Origin of the sequence: Sphingomonas sp. Leaf5 (assembly GCF_001421155.1) — a bacterium.
In the GTDB taxonomy this organism is placed as follows: Bacteria; Pseudomonadota; Alphaproteobacteria; order Sphingomonadales; family Sphingomonadaceae; genus Sphingomonas.
Genome location: NZ_LMJZ01000007.1, coordinates 107751 through 124995 on the forward strand (window position 1 = coordinate 107751; position 17245 = coordinate 124995).

Below are 17245 nucleotides of genomic sequence, written 5' to 3' on the forward strand. Positions count from 1 at the left end.
TCCATCTGATTACTGCTGCGGCGCATCACCTAATCGATCGGCGTGACGCTTTCAAGACGATTTTGTTGCGCCGCAGCATAAATATACAGATAGAAAAATCAAATGTTCTTATCGGGTTCGGACATATTCTCCCGGCGCGTCGCCCAATGCTGCTGCACTGCCGCCACCGGGAATGCGCGCCCCGGTCGCCGGTACGGCACCGCCGTCCGCCGCCGCAATCCATTGCCGCCAGTCCGGCCACCAGCTGCCCTTAATCTCCTTCGCCCCCGCGACGAAGGCGGCAAGCGAGTCGGCTGGTTCGTCGTTGGTCCAATATTGATATTTGCCGGCGGACGGCGGGTTCACGACGCCGGCGATATGCCCCGATCCCGCCAGCACGAACCGCAACGGCCCGGCGAAATGCTCGGTTACCTTCCACACGCTTTCGGGCGGGGCGATATGATCCTCGCGACCTGCCTGGATATAGGATGGGGTCTTGATGGTGGTCAGGTCGATCGGCGTGCCGTCGACGGTCATCGACCCCGCCTGCACCAGCCGGTTGTCGCGGTACAGGTCGGTCAGATACCCCAGATGCCAGTTCGCCGGCAGGTTGGTGACGTCGGCGTTCCAGTGCAGCAGGTCGAACGGCGCATAATCGTTGCCGAGCAGATAATTGTTGGTGACGTAGTTCCAGATCAGGTCGCGCCCGCGCAGCAGGTTGAACGTCGCGGCCATGTATCGCCCGTCGAGATAGCCGTCCTTGCCGACCTGCCGGATCATCTTCAGCTGCTCGTCATCGACGAACAGCGACAATTCGCCGGCTTGGCTGAAATCGACCTGCGCGGTGAAGAAGGTGGCGGTGGCGACCTTCGCCGCCTCGCCGCGTGCCTCCAGCAGCGCCAGCGTTGCCGCCAGCGTGGTCCCGGCCACGCAATAGCCGATGGCATGCACCGATTTGACGTCCAGCGCGGCGCGCACCGTGTCGATCGCGTCGATCTGCCCGCGCACGACATAATCGTCCCACGTCACATCCTTCATCGATGCATCGGCCGACTTCCACGACACGACGAAGACGCTCAGGCCCTGCTCGACCGCCCAGCGGATGAAGCTCTTCTCCGGCGTCAGGTCGAGAATGTAGAAGCGGTTGATCCATGGCGGAAAGATCAGCAGCGGGATCGCCCCGACCTTTTCGGTGGTCGGCGCATAGTGGATCAGTTCGTAGAGCGGCGTGCGCTTGATGACCTTGCCCGGTGTCATCGCGACGTTGCGGCCCAGTTCGAACGCGCTGGTGTCGCTCTGCGTCATCTGCCCACGGGCCATGTCGGCCAGCATGTTCTGCATGCCCTTCAGCAGGTTCTCGCCGCGCGTCTCGATGATCTTCTCGACGACCAGCGGGTTGGTCGTGGGAAAGTTGGTCGGGCTCATCGCGTCGATCAGCCCGCGCGTGGCGAAGCGCAGCTGCTCCTTCTGCTTGGCATCGACGCCGTCGATCGCGTCGACGCCCTTCAGCATGTGGTCGGCGATCAGGAAATAGCTCTGTCGGATGAAGGCGAACACCGGGTCGTCATGCCATTGCTTGGCCTTGAACCGCTTGTCGCGGGCGCGTTCGGGCGATTCGTCGACCGGCGTCGCGTTGGCGGGGTCGAGGAAGCGCTGCCACAGCTTCATCGTATCGGTCCAGAAATCGGTCTGCACCTTCAGCATGCCGGTCGGGTCGGGCAAGGCGGGCGCGCGTTCCATCAGGTCGATGCCCTGTTCGAGCATCATCTGTTGCGCACGACCGAGCATCTGCGTCCAGTGCTGCATCTCTTCGAGCGACATGGTCGGCAGGGCCGGATCGGCCGTTCCGGTCGGCTTCGCGGTCGATTCGGTCATTTTCCTCTCCATGGCGGCCCGGGCGCTCTACCGGTCAGCGGCTTCGTAGCGTAAGGATGCACCCGAAAGGAACGAGAATGTCCGACGAATTCTACCGCATGAAACGCCTGCCCCCCTATGTCATCGCCGAAGTGAACGCGATGCGGGCGGCGGCGCGTGCCGGTGGCGAGGACATCATCGACCTCGGCATGGGCAACCCCGATCTGCCGCCGCCCGACCATGTCATCGAAAAGCTGGTCGAGGTCGCGCGCAAGCCATCGGCGCACGGCTATTCGCAGTCGCGCGGCATTCCGGGCCTGCGCCGCGCACAGGCCAATTATTACGGCCGCCGCTTCGGCGTCGACATCGATCCCGACAGCGAAGTCGTGGTGACCATGGGGTCGAAAGAGGGTCTCGCCAGCCTCGCCACCGCGATCACCGCGCCGGGCGACGTGATCCTCGCGCCCAATCCCAGCTATCCGATCCACATGTTCGGCTTCATCATCGCCGGGGCGACGATCCGCGCCGTGCCGACCACGCCCGACGAACATTATTTCGAAAGCCTCGAACGCGCGATGGCGTTCACCGTGCCCAAGCCCAGCGTGCTGGTGATGGGATATCCGTCGAACCCGACCGCCGAAGTCGTCGACCTCGCCTTTTACGAGCGCGTCGTGGCGTTCGCAAAGGAACATGGGCTGTGGGTCATCTCCGACCTCGCCTATTCCGAGCTCTATTATGACGGCTGCCCGACGCCCTCGATCCTCCAGGTGAAGGGGGCGAAGGACGTCGCGATCGAATTCACCTCGCTCAGCAAGACCTATTCGATGGCCGGCTGGCGGATGGGCTTCGGGGTGGGCAACAAGAAGCTGATCGCGGCGATGACTCGGGTGAAGTCGTATCTCGATTACGGTGCCTTCACCCCGATCCAGGCGGCGGCCTGCGCCGCGCTCAACGGTCCGCAGGATATCGTCGAGAAGAATCGCCAGCTATATCACAAGCGCCGCGACGTACTGGTCGAAAGCTTCGGTCGTGCCGGCTGGGACATCCCCTCCCCGCGCGCGTCGATGTTCGCCTGGGCACCGCTGCCGCCCGCCCTCGCGCATCTGGGATCGCTCGAATTCGCCAAGCAGCTGCTGACCGAGGCGAAGGTCGCGGTCGCGCCGGGCGTCGGCTATGGTGAGAATGGCGAGGGCTATGTGCGCATCGCCATGGTCGAGAACGAACAGCGGCTGCGACAGGCGGCGCGCAACGTGAAGAAGTATCTGCAATCGATGGGGGTGAATACGCCGGCGGGACGCAGCGCGGGGTAATCTCTTCTCCCCTCCCTTGTTCAAGGGAGGGGAGCGTCCCTCATGGAACCCGCGCCCACACCCATCGCTATAGCGCACAACCACAGCGGAGCGCGCCGATGACCAATTTGCCGATCGAACTCACCCTGCTCGGCTGGTCGGTGGTGCTGCTGACCATCGCGATCCTGCTGCAAGGCCGGTTCGCGACCAGGGAGCGGGGCACGAAATGGAATGCCGGCCCCCGCGACGGCGACAATGCGCCCAAGGGGGTAATGGCAGGCCGGGCGCAGCGCGCGCTCGACAATCTCAAGGAAAGTTATCCCGCCTTCATCGCATTGGCGCTCGCGCTGGCGGTCAGCGGCCGTACCGACGGGCTGGGCGCGTCGGGGGCGATCCTGTGGTTCGCGGCGCGCATCGTCTATCATCCGCTCTATCTGTTCGGCGTGCCCTATGTGCGCAGCATGGCGTGGCTCGCGTCGATGCTCGGGCTGTTGCTCATGCTGATCCGGCTGCTGTGATAAGCGGCACTTCGTCCGTCAGAACATAATCTCGCTACGCCGCTGCGATCGATTGCCGCAGCTTCGCGCCGTACCGCGATCCACCGCGGTGGGAGCGTCGGCGTCATGTTCGTGTTCAAGGGTCTGGAAAGCCATCCGCGCAGCTTCGTGAAGGCGGTGTCGTGGCGGACGGTCGGATCGATCGACACCTTCCTGCTGGGACTGTTGTTCTCCGGCTCGGCGAAGCTGGCGGGGGCGATCGCCGGAACCGAAGTGCTGACCAAGATCACGCTGTTCTATTTCCACGAACGCGCATGGTCGCTGGTCCGCTGGGGCCATCGCGCCGATCCCGCCGCGACCACCGACGCCCCGACCCTCCCGGCGAGCTGACCTCCGTGGCGACCGGCCGGGCCGGTCAGTCGCGGACGACGTCTTCCTCAAGCGACCAGATCAGATCGCCCTTGCCCAGCACCCGCCCGTCATGGCTGCACACCGCGACCGGCTGCACCGGGCGATGGTCGCGGGCATCGACCAGTACCGGCGTCGCCGCCACGCCGGTTTCCCACCGCTCGCCCCATTGCCGCAGCGCGACCATGGTCGGTTGCAGCGCATAGCCCTTTTCGGTCAGGCGATATTCGATCTTGCGACGATCGCTCTCGACCGCGCGCCGTTCGAGGATGCCGTGCCCGACCAGCCGCGACAGCCGGTTAGCGAGGATGTTGCGCGCGATGCCGAGTTCCGACTGGAACTCCTCGAAATGCGAAAGTCCGTTGAACGATGCGCGCAGGATCAGGAACGACCAGCGTTCGCCCATCGCCTCCAGCGCGGCGGGCAGGCTGCACTGATTGGCAAGGTCGCGTAGCGGTTCTCGAAGGACGGTCATCATCCGCTCCGATTCTAGCGCATGACGACGGGCAAAGGAATAGCACTTCTCTCGCTACCGCAGCAAACATCGCAACTTGCAACTTACATTCATGTAGATTAGGCGCAGCACACCTTAATTCGAGATGGAGCCGTTGCCCGTGAAGATGCTCGCCCTGCTAACCGCCGCTGCGCTGACCCTGCCCTTCGCCGCCGCAGCACAGCCGAACCGCGGCTACAGCGCCGTGCCGGCGACCGCGCCGGCCGTCGACACGATCCTGACCCGCAGCACGCTGTGGAAATGCTCGGCCGAGCGTTGCGCCACCCCGCGCGGCGAGGGCAGCCACCTGACCATGTGCCAGCTCGCCGCCGCGCAGCTCGGCCCGCTTGCCGCCTTCACCGCCAACGGCACCGCATTTCCGCCGGAACAACTCGCAAAATGCAACATCCGCGCCAAAGGTGCCTGATCGACGCGAAAACGGTTGCAAAGCCGCCCCGGCCCGCTCCATCTAGATCGCATGCTGCGGCAGTATGAATTGGTGGAGCGGGTCAAGACCTACGACCCGGACGCGGACGAGGCGCTGCTGAACCGCGCCTATGTCTTTTCGATGCACGCGCATGGCAGCCAGAAGCGGGCATCGGGCGACCCGTATTTCAGCCACCCGATCGAGGTGGCCGGCATCCTGACCGACCTGCACCTCGACGACGAAACGATCGCGACCGCGATCCTGCACGACACGGTCGAGGATACCGTGGCGACGCACGAGGAAATCCAGGCCAAGTTCGGGGTCAACGTCGCGCGACTGGTCGAAGGCGTGACCAAGCTCAGCAAGATCGAGGCGCAGACCGAGAACGAGCGCGCCGCCGAGAATCTGCGCAAGTTCCTGCTCGCCATGTCCGACGACATCCGTGTGCTGCTGGTGAAGCTGGCCGATCGGCTGCACAACATGCGCACGCTCCATCACATCGCGAAGCCCGAGAAGCGCAAGCGGATCGCGCGCGAGACGATGGATATCTACGCGCCGCTCGCCGAGCGGATCGGCATGTACGAGTTCATGAACGAAATGCAGACGCTGGCATTTCGCGAGATCGAACCCGAGGCATATGAATCGATCACCCGCCGCCTCGAACAACTGGAGGAAGGCGGCGGCGACCGTGTCGCCAAGATCGGCGGCGACCTGAAGACGATGCTCGACCGTCACGGCATTACTGCCGAAGTATCGGGCCGGCGCAAGCATCCTTATTCGATCTGGCGCAAGATGTCGGAGCGCCACGTCACCCTCGAACAACTGTCGGACATTGTCGCCTTCCGCGCGATCGTCGACAGCGAAGAGGAATGCTACCGCGCGCTCGGCATCATCCATCGGCGCTGGCCGATGGTGCCGGGGCGGTTCAAGGATTATATTTCGACGCCCAAGCGCAACGGTTATCGATCGCTGCACACCGCCGTCATCCATGCCGAGAACATGCGGATCGAGGTGCAGATCCGCACCCGCGAGATGCATGCGCAGGCCGAGTTCGGCTTGGCGGCGCACTGGGCATACAAGCAGGATGCGGTGCGCCCCGATACGCAGGTCCGCTGGATTCGCGACCTCGTCGAGATCCTCGACAATGCCGAGAGTCCCGAAGAGCTGCTCGAACATACCCGCATGGCGATGTATGCCGATCGCATCTTCGCCTTCACGCCCAAGGGCGAACTGCATCAGTTGCCCAAGGGCGCGACGCCGATCGACTTCGCCTATGCGGTGCATACCGATCTCGGCGATCAGGCGGTGGGCGCGAAGGTCAATGGCGGCGTCGTTCCCTTACGCACCGAACTGAAGAACGGCGATCAGGTGCAGATCCTGCGGTCGAAGGCGCAGCGTCCGCAGGCCAACTGGCTGAACTTCGCGATCACCGGCAAGGCCCGCGCCGCCATCCGCCGCTATATCCGCCTACGCGAACGCGACGAGACGGCGGCGCTCGGCAAGCGGCTGTATCAGGAACTGATCGCGCGCCTGCCGGTCCCGCCCGGCATCGACGCGCTGGCTGAAGGGTTGAAGCGGCTGAAGATCGCCGACGAAGCGACGCTGTTCGAATGTCTGGCGCACGGCAAGCTGACCGACGAAGCGGTGATGGAGGCGGTCATGCCCGGGGCCATCGCCGACCCGAAGATCGAACCGATCCCGGCGCAGCGCGCACCGATCGAGATCAAGGGGCTGACCGCCGGCGTCGGCTACGACCTCGCCACCTGCTGCCACCCGGTGCCGGGCGACCGCATCATCGGCATCCGCCGCGGCGACGGCCGGTTCGAGGTGCATGAAATCGGCTGCGAGACGATCGAGGCGATCGACCCGCATCACTGGATCGATCTGACGTGGGGCGACAATGCCGAAGGTGCCACCGCCCGCATCGCGGTCACGCTGAAGAACGAACCCGGCGCGCTGGGTGCGGTGGCGACCGTCATCGGCGGCCACCGCGCGAACATCCTCGGGCTACGGCTCGACAATCGCGACACGACCTTCCACACCAACACCATCGACGTGGAGGTGCGCGACGCCGCGCATCTGATGAAACTGCTTGCCGGCCTGCGTGCGGCCGATGCGGTGAACAAGGCGGAACGCGGCTAGATCCCCGGTAGGCGTTGGCGCGACCAAATCCTCCCCATTCCATGGGGAGGGGGACCGCGCCCGCAGGGCGTGGTGGAGGGGCGTCGCCCCAGACGCAACGGCTTCGTTCGCGGCCCTCCCCCTCCACCATGCTGCGCATGGTCCCCCTCCCCACGATGTGGGGAGGATTGGCACTAACTTCCTCCCCGGCACGGGGAGGGGAACCAGCGAAGCTGGTGGAGGGGGGTGTCGGCATACGGAACGGTTGCGTTCGTGGCCCGCCCCCTCCACCCCGCCCTGGGGGCGCGGTCCCCCTCGCCGTACCGGGGAGGAGCTTCTCCCCTTGCCCTTGCGGCGAGCAATCCCCAAAGCACAGCCATGGCACAGGAATCCCCGCTCGACCGGTTTCGCGACGTCCTGCGCGGCACGTCGCGCGCGATCGCCGACGAACCCGAGGTCGAACTGGCGTTTACCGCCGACGCGCCGACCGCGTCGGGCAAGCATATCAAGGTGCCGATGCCCGCCCGCGCGCTGCCCGCCGATCAGGTGGCCGAGGCGCGCGGCCATGCCGACGGCTTCGCGTTGCGCATGCGCCATCACAATGCCGCGCTCCACGCCCGGACCGCGCCGGGCGATGCAGTGGCGCGCGCGGTCTATGACGCGGTCGAACAGGCGCGGATCGATGCGCTGGGGTCGGCCGGTTATGACGGCATCGCCGACAATCTCGACCATGCGCTGACCATGCGCATGCGCTCCGACCCGATCACCCGCGCCCGCACCCGCGCCGAAGTGCCGCTGTCGACCGCGGTGCAGATGCTGGTGCGCGAACGGCTGACCGGTCGTGCCCCGCCCGCTGCGGCCGCGCCGGGCATGGCGCTCATCACCGACTGGATCGAACAGCGCGCCGGCGCGCAGCTCGACAACCTTGCCGGACTGGTCGCCGATCAGGCCGCCTTCGCGCGCGGCATCACCCGCCTGCTCGAGGACCTCGAACTGGTCGAGGGCGAGATCGAGCCCGAACAGGCCGATGACGGCGGCGACGATTCGGAAGGGGAAGACGAACAGACCCCCGAGGACGACGGCGACGATTCGGGCGAACAGCAGGGCGGCGAAGGTCAGGTCGAGGCACGCGGCGAGGATCGCAGCGACGAACAGTCCGATGGTCAGTCCGACGACCTGTCCGAGGACATCGACGCCGAAGGCGACGACATGGCCGATGGCGAGGACGAAGGTGGCATGATGCCCGTCCGGCCGAACCGCCCCTTCGCCGACCTGAACGCGCAATTCGAATATCGTGCCTTCACCACCAAATATGACGAAGTGATCGCCGCGACCGAATTGTGCGAAGCCGACGAACTCGAACGGCTGCGCGCCTATCTCGACCAGCAGCTGGTGCAGCTGCAGGGGGTGGTGACGAAGCTCGCCAACCGGCTGCAACGCCGGTTGATGGCGCAACAATCGCGGTCATGGGACTTCGATCAGGAAGAAGGGATGCTCGATGCCGCGCGGCTGGCGCGCGTCGTCATCAACCCGGCGCAGTCGCTCAGCTACAAGATCGAGCGCGATACCGAATTTCGCGACACCGTCGTCACCCTGCTGATCGACAATTCGGGGTCGATGCGCGGCCGCCCGATCGGCATCGCCGCGATCAGCGCCGACATCCTTGCCCGCACGCTGGAGCGCGTCGGGGTGAAGGTCGAGATTCTCGGCTTCACGACGCGCGCGTGGAAGGGGGGGCAAGCCCGCGAATCGTGGCTCGCCGCCGGTCGCCCGCCCCAGCCCGGTCGCCTCAACGACATCCGCCACATCGTCTACAAACAGGCCGACGAACCGTGGCGCCGCGCCAAAAAGTCGCTCGGTCTGATGATGCGCGAAGGGCTGCTGAAGGAAAATATCGACGGCGAGGCGCTGCTCTGGGCGCATGGCCGGCTGCTGGCGCGGCCAGAGGACCGCAAGGTGCTGATGGTCATTTCCGACGGCGCGCCGGTCGACGATTCGACGCTGTCGGTTAATTCGGGCAGCTATCTGGAACGGCATCTGCGCCAGGTGATCGCGTGGATCGAGGGCAAGTCGCCGGTCGAACTGGTCGCGATCGGCATCGGCCATGACGTGACCCGCTGGTATGCCCGCGCCGTCACGATCATGGATGCCGAGCAGTTGGCGGGGACGATGATCGAGCAGTTGGCGTCGCTCTTCGACACGCCATGAAGCCGACCGCCCCGCCCGGCGGCTTTCGCGGGCCGGTCAAACGGTCGATCACCATCGCCGGCCACGCGACCTCGATCAGCCTCGAACCCGGCTTCTGGACCGCGTTGGAGGCGGCGGCGACACGACGGTCGCTGCCGCTATCGGCACTGGTCGCGGCGATCGACGCGGTGCGGATCGAGGGCGACGATCCGCCCAACCTCGCGAGCGCGATCCGGTCCTGGTTGCTGGGCGAGGTTGGCGCTGGGTAAGTTTGTTTTCACGCGAAGGCGCGGAGACGAGAAGAAGAGAGTTTTCGCGCAGAGGCGCAGAGGCGCAGAGGCGTTGCGAACTCGGGCAAGTCACGCCGCGAAAGCGGCTTTATCGCTCTTTGCTGCCAGAGATGAGGTCTCCCGATCGCGGGAGATGGCCCCAACGCAACCCCTCCGCGCCTCTGCGCCTCTGCGCGAAAACTCTCTTCTTCCTTCTCCGCGCCTCCGCGCCTCCGCGTGAACCAGCCTTCTACTGCTGATCCGGCAAAATCGGAGACACGGTGACCTCGCCCCGATCACCCGAACGATAGCCAAGGCTCGCCCGCCCCTTCACCGGCCCGGCGACGTCGGCGACCAGATACAGCGGCCGCCGTTTCGACTCGACATATAGCCGCCCCAGATATTCGCCGATCATCCCCAGCACGAACATCTGCACCGCGCCGAGGAACACGACGACCAGCATCGTCGACGTCCACCCCTGCACCGCGCTGCCCGACAACCAGCCGATCGCGATATAGGCGAACAGCAGCAGCGACAGCGCGGTCAGCACCAGCCCCAAATGACTGGCAAGGCGCAGCGGCGCGGTCGAGAAGCCGGTCACCGCGTCCAGCGCGAACCCGATCATCTTGCCCAGCGGATATTTGCTCTCGCCCGCCAGCCGTTCGTCGCGGTCATAGGGGAACGGCACCTGCCGGAACCCGACCCACGCCACCATGCCGCGGATGAAGCGCGCCTGTTCGGGCAGGCTCAGGAACGCGTCGAGCGCCCGCCGCGTCATCAACCGGAAATCGCCGGTATCGAGCGGGATCGGCGTATCGGTCACCCGGTCGAGCACGCGGTAGAAGGCGGCGGCGGTCAGTTTCTTGAAGAAGGTCTCGCCCTCGCGCTTGCGCCGCACCGCATAGACCACGTCGGCCCCCTCGGCCGCCATCGTCTCCAGCATCGGCCCGAGCAATTCGGGCGGGTCCTGCAGATCGGCGTCGATGATCAGGATGCGTTCGCCCGCGCACAGGTCGAGCCCGGCAGTCAGCGCCAGCTGGTGCCCGTGATTGCGCGACAGGTTGATCGCGACCAACCGCGGATCGGTCGCCGCCAGCCGTTCCATCACCGCCCAGCTTTGGTCGCGCGACCCGTCATTGACCAGGACGATCTCGTGATCGTCGCCCACCACCGCCTGCGCCGCCGCCGAAATGCGGGCATGCAGCGTGTCGAGGCACGCGGCCTCGTTATAACAGGGGACGACGATGGAGAGCGCGGGACGGATCATGGGCGGCTGCGTTACTCCATGCGACGCGGTTGGAAAAGCCGGATGGCGCGGATGCCGCATCCCGGTTAGGATCAGGTGTCGATGGAGGAATGCCGATGCGTGCCGCCCTTCCGTTCCTGTTGCTGATCTTCGCTGCACCCCTGGGCGCACAAATCTGGGACGGAGGCCGATCCGCCGTGCGCGAGGTGCCGGTACCCCCGCCGGCCACGTCGCTGGTCGCCAGCGATCTGGGCGATATCAACCGGTCGATCCGCGACGGACGCCGCCGCGGCGACCTGACCCGGGCCGAGGCGCGGGAACTGCTGGTCCAGAGCGCGATCATCGACCGGCTCAACCGCCAATATCGCCAGGGCGGACCGATCGCGCTGAACGCCCCTGCACTGGCCGACCGCACGCTGGCATTGCGCGGTCAGGTCGACGCGGCACGGGCACGGACGAAATGATCCGGCTTGCGATGTAGGATTTCGCTTGCCACCCCGAACCGCGGCAACGGGGGAGCGTAAATGATGATCGAAGCGAGCGTCGGCGAGGACGGCACCAATCGCGTGGACGATGTCCGTGCCATTCAATGGCTGTTGCTGCGGATCGGCATAGATCCCGGCGCAGTCGATGGCCTTGCCGGGCCGCGCCTGATCGCCGCGATCCGCACTGCGCAGGACCGGTTCGGCGTGGAAGCCGATGGCCGGATCGATCCCGGCGGGCGGACCATCGCCCGTCTGACCAATGCGCGCGCGACATGGGACGGCGACAGTCGCAACTGGCCACAGGAGCGCAAGCTCGCCAGCCTCCATCCCCGCTTCCGCAGCCGCATCGTCCGCGTGATCGACACCCTGCGGCGCGACGGTCTGCGCCCGACCATCGTCTATGGCTGGCGATCGGTCGCCGTCCAGCGGCGGTTGCTGCGCGAGGGGGTGACGCAGGTCGGCTTCAGTTTCCACAACGCGCAGACGCCCGACGGCCTGCCCGCCGCATGGGCCGCCGATCTGGTCGACGACCGCTGGTACTGGACCGAGCCCCAATGCCATGTCTTCTTCCGTGCGCTGGGCGCGGCGGGGAAGGCCGAGGGGCTGATCTGGGGCGGCGACTGGACGTTTCGCGACTGGGCGCACCTGCAGGGCCGGCGCAATGCCGAACTGGCGAGCGTCCGTCGGGAGAGCGGGCTGACGTAAAGGGTTACCGATTCTTCATCTCTGCGGCGTAGCGTTCCCGGCCATGTCGTCCTCCGCCCTGCCCCTGCCGATATCGGCGCGTGCCGTACCCGGCGGGGCGGCGCTGCGCTGTTTCTTGCTGGTCGCGGCCATGGTAGCAGGCGGGGCGCTGATCGGGTTGCTGACGCGTCACGCTTTTTCGGTCGCCTTCTGGCCCGCCAACGCGATCCTTGTCGGGTTGATGCTGCGGGTGCCGCGCCTGTTCCGGCCGTCGGGCTGGGCCGGCGCGTTTGTCGGCTTCGTTGCCACCGACCTGTTGTTCGACCGCAATATCGGGCTGTCCGCGTTCTTCGCGCTCGCCAATACCGCTGGCACCTTCGCGGCGACGGTGGCGTTGCGACGGCTCGATCCCGCCGACCTGCGGCTCGAGCGCATTCATTCGGTGCTGCGCATCCTTGCGGGGCTGATCCCGGCATGCTTCGTCGCGGCGTTGATCGGCGCGGTGCTGGTCGTGGTCGAATTCGGCGGATCGGCCAGCCAGACGCTGATGACATGGCCGGCGAGCGAGCTGGTCAATTATCTGGTCGTGCTGCCGGTCCTGCTGACGCTGCGCCACCCGGACGCCCAGCCACCGCGAATCGCCGAACCACCGATCTGGCCGGCGGCTGCGCTGATCGTGTCGTGCGTCGCGGCGGTGCAGTTCGACGGGCCGGGCAGCATCATGTTCCCAATGCCCGCCCTGCTGCTGTGTGCGCTCACCTATCCGGTCGCGATCACCGCGGTGCTGACGATGCTGCTCGGCACCGGCTGCCTCATCACCATCGGCCTCGGTCTCGTCGCGATCGGGCAGGACATGGCGATCCCCCGGCTGGTGCTGTCGGTGCGGATCGCGGTCGCCTTCCTCGTTCTCGTGCCGCTGACGATCAGCAGCGCGATGGCGGTACAGGACGCGCTGCTGCGCCAGTTGCGCCACGCGGCCGATCATGACGGGCTGACCGGCCTGCTCAACCGCCGCGCGTTCGAACAGCAGTTGCAGCGACGGCTGACGCTGAACCCGCTGCCGGGCGACGGCCTTGCGCTGCTGTGGCTCGACCTCGACCATTTCAAGGCGATCAACGACCAATACGGCCATCCAACGGGCGATGCGGTGCTGTGCGCCGCCGCCGCCACGCTGCGCGACGCGTGCGGCGTGAACGATCTGTGCGGGCGGCTGGGCGGTGAGGAATTCGCGGTCCTCTTGTCCGCACCCGATCGCGCCGCCGCGCAGGATGCCGCCGAACGACTGCGCTGCGCGATCGTCGCACAGCGCGTCGACTGGCACGGCACTGCGATCCACGCGACTGCCAGCATTGGTGCCTGCTACCTGACCCACACGCCGACCGACGCGGCACCGCTGCTCCGCTGCCTCGACGAAGCGATGTACCGCGCCAAACGCAGCGGGCGGAACCGCATCGAATGGCTCGACGCACCCGAACTGGCGCACGCGGCGTAAGAGTCTGTTTGGAAGCTCGCGCGAGCGCGAGCTTCGAGGCGGTACCGGCCCGCTCCCCCACCCCACCACCCATGCAATTATACTGCCGTGGGTGGTGGGGTGGGGGAGCGGGCCGGTGCCGCGAAATGCGTCTCAACGCATTTTCAAACGGACTCCAGCCGCGCCAGCGCCCATTCCGCCGCATCGCGCACCACCGCATCGGCGTCGGCACAGGCCGCCCGCACCGGTCCGACCAGCGCGCGATCGCCACTATTCCCCGCGGCGATCAGCGCGTTGCGCACCATCCGGTTGCGCCCGATCCGCTTGATCGGCGATCCGCGAAACACCTCGCGAAACCCGGCATCGTCCAGCGCGATCAGGTCGGCCAGCCGGGGTGCTGCGAACTCCGCCCGGCCGGCAAAGGCGCGGTTGGCGGCGGCAGCATCGGCGAACTTGTTCCACGGACACACCGCCAGACAATCGTCGCAGCCATAGATGCGGTTGCCGATGCTCGCGCGGAACTCGACCGGGATCGGCCCGGCATGTTCGATCGTCAGGTACGAGATGCAGCGCCGCGCATCCAACCGGTATGGCGCGGGAAACGCATCGGTCGGGCAGGCCCGCTGGCACGCATCGCACGATCCGCACCGGTCGCGCGCCGCGACATCGGGCGTCAGGTCGAGCGTGGTATAGATCGCGCCGAGGAACAGCCAGCTGCCATGATCGCGGCTGACCAGATTGGTGTGCTTGCCCTGCCACCCCAGCCCCGCCGCTTCGGACAGCGGCTTTTCCATCACCGGCGCGGTATCGACGAAGACCTTCAGGTCGCAGCCCGATTCCTGCGCCAGCCAGCGGCCGAGCGCCTTCAGCGCCTTTTTGACCACGTCATGATAATCGCTGCCCTGCGCATAGACCGAGATGCGCCCCCGATCCCCGACCTCGGCAAGCGCCAGCGGATCGACGGCGGGGGCATAGCTCATACCCAGCGCGATCACCGACCGCACCTCGCTCCACAACGCGGCGGGCGATCCGCGCTGCTCGCTGCGCTCCTCCATCCAGATCATCGACCCGTGCCGCCCTTCGTCCAGCCACTCCCGCAGCCGCTCGGCGGTGCGCGGCGCGGCATCGGCACGGGCGATGCCGCACGCGACGAAACCGCATTCGGCCGCTTTGGCACGAATACGCGCGACGATATCGCTCGGCTGGCCCTTGTCTCCGGTCACTTCCCCCCGCTACCCTCTATCCGACGCGCGCTAAAGGGCGACGTTCAGGGGGATCTCGTTTGCCGGACGGAAATTGGGCGCTGAGCGCGGACGGACTGGTCAAACGCTTCGGCGATCGGCGGGTCGTCGACGGCATCGATCTGCACGTGCCGTACGGCGCGGTCTACGGCGTGCTCGGCCCCAATGGCGCGGGCAAGACCACGACGCTGCGGATGCTGCTCGGCATTATCGAACCCGATGAAGGACATCGCACCCTGCTGGGTCGGGCCGTACCGCGCGATGCCTCCGATCAGGTCGGCTATCTGCCCGAGGAACGCGGCCTCTATCCCGGCATGAAGGCGCGCGAGGCGATCGCGTTCATGGGCGCGTTGCGCGGACTCGACTGGTCGGTCGGGCGCAAGCGCGCTGCGGTGATGCTCGAACAGGCGGGCCTCGGTCACGCGATCGACAGCAAGATCCGCAAGCTGTCCAAAGGCATGGCGCAATTCGTGCAGCTGTTGGGTTCGGTCGTCCATCAACCCGAATTCCTCGTCCTCGACGAACCCTTTTCCGGGCTCGATCCGGTCAATCAGGAACGGCTGGAGGCACTGATCCGCGCCGAGCGCGATCGCGGGGCGACGATCCTGTTCTCGACCCATGTCATGGCGCATGCCGAACGGCTATGCGACCGGCTGTGCATCATCGCCGGCGGCAAGCGCCGGTTCGAAGGGACGGTCGACGACGCCCGTGCGATGTTGCCGATGAAGGCGCATTATGTGCCGCATCGCCCCGCCCCCGGCATCGCCGCGCTGTTACCGGACGATGCACACGAAGAACGCGGCGGGTGGCGCTTCACCCTGCCGGCAGAAGGGATCGAGGGGATATTGGTGCGGCTGATCGACGCGGGCTACGGCATAGCGGGGCTGTCGATCGAACGACCGGGGCTGCACGACGCCTTCGTCCGGATCGTCGGCGAAGCCGATGCGGAGCGGGCAGCATGAGCCGGCTGATCCGTCAGACGCTGACCATCGCCCGCCGCGACTTCATCGCCACGGTGATGACGCCGATGTTCCTCGTCTTCCTGCTCGCCCCGCTGCTGTTCGGCAGTTTCGGCGCGATCGGCGGGATCGGCGCGGCGACGGTGGGCAAGAGCGCGGAGGACAAGGTCCGCATCTATGCCATCGCCACGCCCGCCGACGCCCGGCGACTGCGCGCCGCCGACGCGCTGATCCGCCCCGGCATCCCGCGCGAAAGCGGCCCGCCTGCGCTGGCGATCGTCGCGCCGGACGCCAACCCGGCGGCTCAGGCCCGCGCGCTGCTGTCCGATCCCGATGTCGACGTGCCGGCCGTATTGTACGGCCCGCTCGACCGGCCGCAGCTGATCCATGCCAGCCTGGTTTCGACGACCGCCCCCTATCTGGCGGGGCTGGCCGAACAGGCGGTGCGCGACCAACGCGCCAACCTCGGCGATGCGCGCTTGTCGACGCCGGTCTTCACTCGGATCGAGCGGGACAGCACGTCGCTCGGCGGCAAAAAAGCCGCCGGATTCTTCGCGGTCGTGACGCTGTTCGTCGTCACGCTGATGCTGGCGGGACAGGCGGTCGGCACCATGGCGGAGGAACGATCGAACAAGGTCATCGAGGTGCTGGCCGCCGCCGTCCCGCTCGAATCGGTGTTCCTCGGCAAGCTGCTCGGCATGTTCGGCGTGGCGGTGCTGTTCCTAGCCTTTTGGGCCGCTGTCGGCGCCAATATCGGCAGGTTGCTGCCCCCCCAACTGGTCGCCGGGTTGACCGACATCGCCCCCGCCATCGGTTTTCCGGGGTTCCTGCTGCTCTACATCCTGTATTTCGCCATGGCGTATATGCTGCTCGGCTCGGTATTCCTGACCGTCGGCGCGCAGGCATCGACCCCGCGCGAAATCCAGATGCTGACGCTGCCGATCACCATCTTTCAGATGGCGATGTTCGGCTTCGCCTTCGCCGCGATCAGCCGGCCGGGCAGCTGGATCGCGCTGGCCGCCGAAGTCTTCCCGTTCAGCAGCCCCTTCGCCATGGCCGCCCGCGCCGCGACCAGCGGCGAATGGTGGCCGCACGTCGCCGCACTGGCGTGGCAATTGCTGTGGGTGGCGATCACGATCGTGATCGGCGCGCGACTGTTCCGGCGCGGGGTGCTGCAATCGGCGGGACCGAAGTTCCGGTGGTTCCGACGGGGGTAGGGTGAGCCAATTGGGACGAGCACCATGCGCATGATACTGTTCTGCAGCGTCCTGACCGGGTTGGCCTATTATCTGCTGCTGTTGCTGCTCGACCGGTGGCAAATCACGATCGGCTCACGCGAAGCCAATGCGCTGCTCGCTGGATTATGCGGCTGGTTGGTGGTCTGGGGCGTTCCCCGCTTGCTACGTCGGCGAAGTTGATCCGTCATACCAACGATAACTCGAAAAGAAGGGCAGCTACGGCCCCTCCTCACCCCGGCTCTGACCGAGACGCCTGCGAACGTCGTGCACGTGGCCCCACGTACCCCCGCGCAGGCGGGGACTGTTTACACGAGGCGCGTTTTGGATTCTTCTGTGTTCCTTTGATTTGGGACGGGGAGGATAGGATGCGTTGTCCAGCGTGCGAGGGGACCGACCT

General features: G+C 66.4%; 17 protein-coding genes. 13 read left to right on the forward strand and 4 right to left on the reverse strand.

The features are described from left to right. Window positions 1-108: 108 nt before the first annotated feature. Window positions 109-1854, reverse strand: a complete 1746-nt coding sequence (locus ASE50_RS07595; RefSeq protein ID WP_056397970.1) for a PHA/PHB synthase family protein — start codon at window positions 1852-1854, stop codon at window positions 109-111. A gap of 77 nt (window positions 1855-1931) precedes the next feature. On the opposite strand from ASE50_RS07595, the gene ASE50_RS07600 reads away from it, so the two are divergent. The 3 genes from ASE50_RS07600 (at window position 1932) to ASE50_RS07610 (ending at window position 4009) form a co-directional block, all read left to right on the forward strand. Then, window positions 1932-3143: an LL-diaminopimelate aminotransferase gene (locus ASE50_RS07600; RefSeq protein ID WP_056397972.1), complete on the forward strand. Its 1212-nt coding sequence runs from the start codon at window positions 1932-1934 to the stop codon at window positions 3141-3143. 98 nt (window positions 3144-3241) lie between these two features. After that, complete coding sequence (locus ASE50_RS07605; protein ID WP_056397975.1) at window positions 3242-3640, forward strand: MAPEG family protein; 399 nt, start codon at window positions 3242-3244, stop codon at window positions 3638-3640. Window positions 3641-3745: 105 nt separating this feature from the next. After that, window positions 3746-4009 carry a DUF2061 domain-containing protein gene (locus tag ASE50_RS07610; RefSeq protein ID WP_056397978.1) on the forward strand — a complete coding sequence of 88 codons (264 nt, stop codon included), beginning with the start codon at window positions 3746-3748 and terminating at the stop codon, window positions 4007-4009. A 25-nt stretch (window positions 4010-4034) separates the two neighbouring features. Here ASE50_RS07610 and ASE50_RS07615 read toward each other — a convergent pair whose 3' ends face one another. Beyond that, on the reverse strand, window positions 4035-4502 hold the full coding sequence (locus ASE50_RS07615) for a winged helix-turn-helix transcriptional regulator (RefSeq protein WP_414881925.1): 468 nt from the start codon (window positions 4500-4502) through the stop codon (window positions 4035-4037). Window positions 4503-4647: 145 nt separating this feature from the next. Between ASE50_RS07615 and ASE50_RS07620 the strand changes: the two genes are divergently transcribed. The 4 genes from ASE50_RS07620 (at window position 4648) to ASE50_RS07635 (ending at window position 9524) form a co-directional block, all read left to right on the forward strand. Next, window positions 4648-4947, forward strand: a complete 300-nt coding sequence (locus ASE50_RS07620) for a CC_3452 family protein (protein WP_414881930.1) — start codon at window positions 4648-4650, stop codon at window positions 4945-4947. A gap of 51 nt (window positions 4948-4998) precedes the next feature. Continuing rightward, on the forward strand, window positions 4999-7089 hold the full coding sequence (locus tag ASE50_RS07625; RefSeq protein ID WP_056397987.1) for a RelA/SpoT family protein: 2091 nt from the start codon (window positions 4999-5001) through the stop codon (window positions 7087-7089). A 357-nt stretch (window positions 7090-7446) separates the two neighbouring features. Further along, a complete protein-coding gene (gene cobT, locus ASE50_RS07630) occupies window positions 7447-9276 on the forward strand; it encodes a cobaltochelatase subunit CobT (RefSeq protein ID WP_056397990.1) in 1830 nt (609 codons plus the stop codon). Continuing rightward, complete coding sequence (locus tag ASE50_RS07635; protein ID WP_056397994.1) at window positions 9273-9524, forward strand: ribbon-helix-helix domain-containing protein; 252 nt, start codon at window positions 9273-9275, stop codon at window positions 9522-9524. Before cobT ends, ASE50_RS07635 begins: the two co-directional genes overlap by 4 nt. Before the next feature lie 250 nt (window positions 9525-9774). Here ASE50_RS07635 and ASE50_RS07640 read toward each other — a convergent pair whose 3' ends face one another. Next, window positions 9775-10791: a glycosyltransferase family 2 protein gene (locus tag ASE50_RS07640; RefSeq protein ID WP_056397996.1), complete on the reverse strand. Its 1017-nt coding sequence runs from the start codon at window positions 10789-10791 to the stop codon at window positions 9775-9777. 95 nt (window positions 10792-10886) lie between these two features. Here ASE50_RS07640 and ASE50_RS07645 point away from each other — a divergent pair, with 95 nt between their 5' ends. The 3 genes from ASE50_RS07645 to ASE50_RS07655 are packed head-to-tail and all read left to right on the forward strand — an operon-like array spanning window position 10887 to window position 13431. Next, on the forward strand, window positions 10887-11234 hold the full coding sequence (locus tag ASE50_RS07645; protein WP_156347346.1) for a hypothetical protein: 348 nt from the start codon (window positions 10887-10889) through the stop codon (window positions 11232-11234). A 60-nt stretch (window positions 11235-11294) separates the two neighbouring features. Beyond that, window positions 11295-11960, forward strand: a complete 666-nt coding sequence (locus ASE50_RS07650; protein ID WP_056398003.1) for a peptidoglycan-binding protein — start codon at window positions 11295-11297, stop codon at window positions 11958-11960. Between the two features lie 43 nt (window positions 11961-12003). Beyond that, window positions 12004-13431 carry a GGDEF domain-containing protein gene (locus tag ASE50_RS07655; protein ID WP_056398007.1) on the forward strand — a complete coding sequence of 476 codons (1428 nt, stop codon included), beginning with the start codon at window positions 12004-12006 and terminating at the stop codon, window positions 13429-13431. A gap of 143 nt (window positions 13432-13574) precedes the next feature. Here ASE50_RS07655 and queG read toward each other — a convergent pair whose 3' ends face one another. After that, complete coding sequence (gene queG, locus ASE50_RS07660) at window positions 13575-14633, reverse strand: tRNA epoxyqueuosine(34) reductase QueG (RefSeq protein WP_056398010.1); 1059 nt, start codon at window positions 14631-14633, stop codon at window positions 13575-13577. A gap of 59 nt (window positions 14634-14692) precedes the next feature. Between queG and ASE50_RS07665 the strand changes: the two genes are divergently transcribed. From ASE50_RS07665 to ASE50_RS18725, 3 genes are read left to right on the forward strand one after another with little or no spacing between them, the layout of a single operon-like run. Continuing rightward, window positions 14693-15613: an ABC transporter ATP-binding protein gene (locus tag ASE50_RS07665; RefSeq protein WP_056398013.1), complete on the forward strand. Its 921-nt coding sequence runs from the start codon at window positions 14693-14695 to the stop codon at window positions 15611-15613. Further along, the gene (locus tag ASE50_RS07670; RefSeq protein ID WP_056398016.1) at window positions 15610-16827 is read left to right on the forward strand and encodes an ABC transporter permease; all 1218 of its coding nucleotides are present in this window, start codon (window positions 15610-15612) and stop codon (window positions 16825-16827) included. Before ASE50_RS07665 ends, ASE50_RS07670 begins: the two co-directional genes overlap by 4 nt. A gap of 24 nt (window positions 16828-16851) precedes the next feature. Beyond that, window positions 16852-17028 carry a hypothetical protein gene (locus ASE50_RS18725; protein ID WP_156347347.1) on the forward strand — a complete coding sequence of 59 codons (177 nt, stop codon included), beginning with the start codon at window positions 16852-16854 and terminating at the stop codon, window positions 17026-17028. Window positions 17029-17245 lie beyond the last annotated feature (217 nt).

Coding starts and splice junctions, on each gene's coding strand:
- ASE50_RS07605 (WP_056397975.1), top strand. CDS start 3,242: ATGACCAATTTGCCGATCGAACTCACCCTGCTCGGCTGGTCGGTGGTG.
- ASE50_RS07635 (WP_056397994.1), top strand. CDS start 9,273: ATGAAGCCGACCGCCCCGCCCGGCGGCTTTCGCGGGCCGGTCAAACGG.
- ASE50_RS07610 (WP_056397978.1), top strand. CDS start 3,746: ATGTTCGTGTTCAAGGGTCTGGAAAGCCATCCGCGCAGCTTCGTGAAG.
- cobT (WP_056397990.1), top strand. CDS start 7,447: ATGGCACAGGAATCCCCGCTCGACCGGTTTCGCGACGTCCTGCGCGGC.
- ASE50_RS07670 (WP_056398016.1), top strand. CDS start 15,610: ATGAGCCGGCTGATCCGTCAGACGCTGACCATCGCCCGCCGCGACTTC.
- ASE50_RS07600 (WP_056397972.1), top strand. CDS start 1,932: ATGTCCGACGAATTCTACCGCATGAAACGCCTGCCCCCCTATGTCATC.
- ASE50_RS07645 (WP_156347346.1), top strand. CDS start 10,887: ATGCGTGCCGCCCTTCCGTTCCTGTTGCTGATCTTCGCTGCACCCCTG.
- ASE50_RS07615 (WP_414881925.1), bottom strand. CDS start 4,502: ATGACCGTCCTTCGAGAACCGCTACGCGACCTTGCCAATCAGTGCAGC.
- ASE50_RS07655 (WP_056398007.1), top strand. CDS start 12,004: ATGTCGTCCTCCGCCCTGCCCCTGCCGATATCGGCGCGTGCCGTACCC.
- ASE50_RS07650 (WP_056398003.1), top strand. CDS start 11,295: ATGATGATCGAAGCGAGCGTCGGCGAGGACGGCACCAATCGCGTGGAC.
- ASE50_RS18725 (WP_156347347.1), top strand. CDS start 16,852: ATGCGCATGATACTGTTCTGCAGCGTCCTGACCGGGTTGGCCTATTAT.
- ASE50_RS07595 (WP_056397970.1), bottom strand. CDS start 1,854: ATGACCGAATCGACCGCGAAGCCGACCGGAACGGCCGATCCGGCCCTG.
- ASE50_RS07625 (WP_056397987.1), top strand. CDS start 4,999: ATGCTGCGGCAGTATGAATTGGTGGAGCGGGTCAAGACCTACGACCCG.
- ASE50_RS07620 (WP_414881930.1), top strand. CDS start 4,648: ATGCTCGCCCTGCTAACCGCCGCTGCGCTGACCCTGCCCTTCGCCGCC.
- ASE50_RS07640 (WP_056397996.1), bottom strand. CDS start 10,791: ATGATCCGTCCCGCGCTCTCCATCGTCGTCCCCTGTTATAACGAGGCC.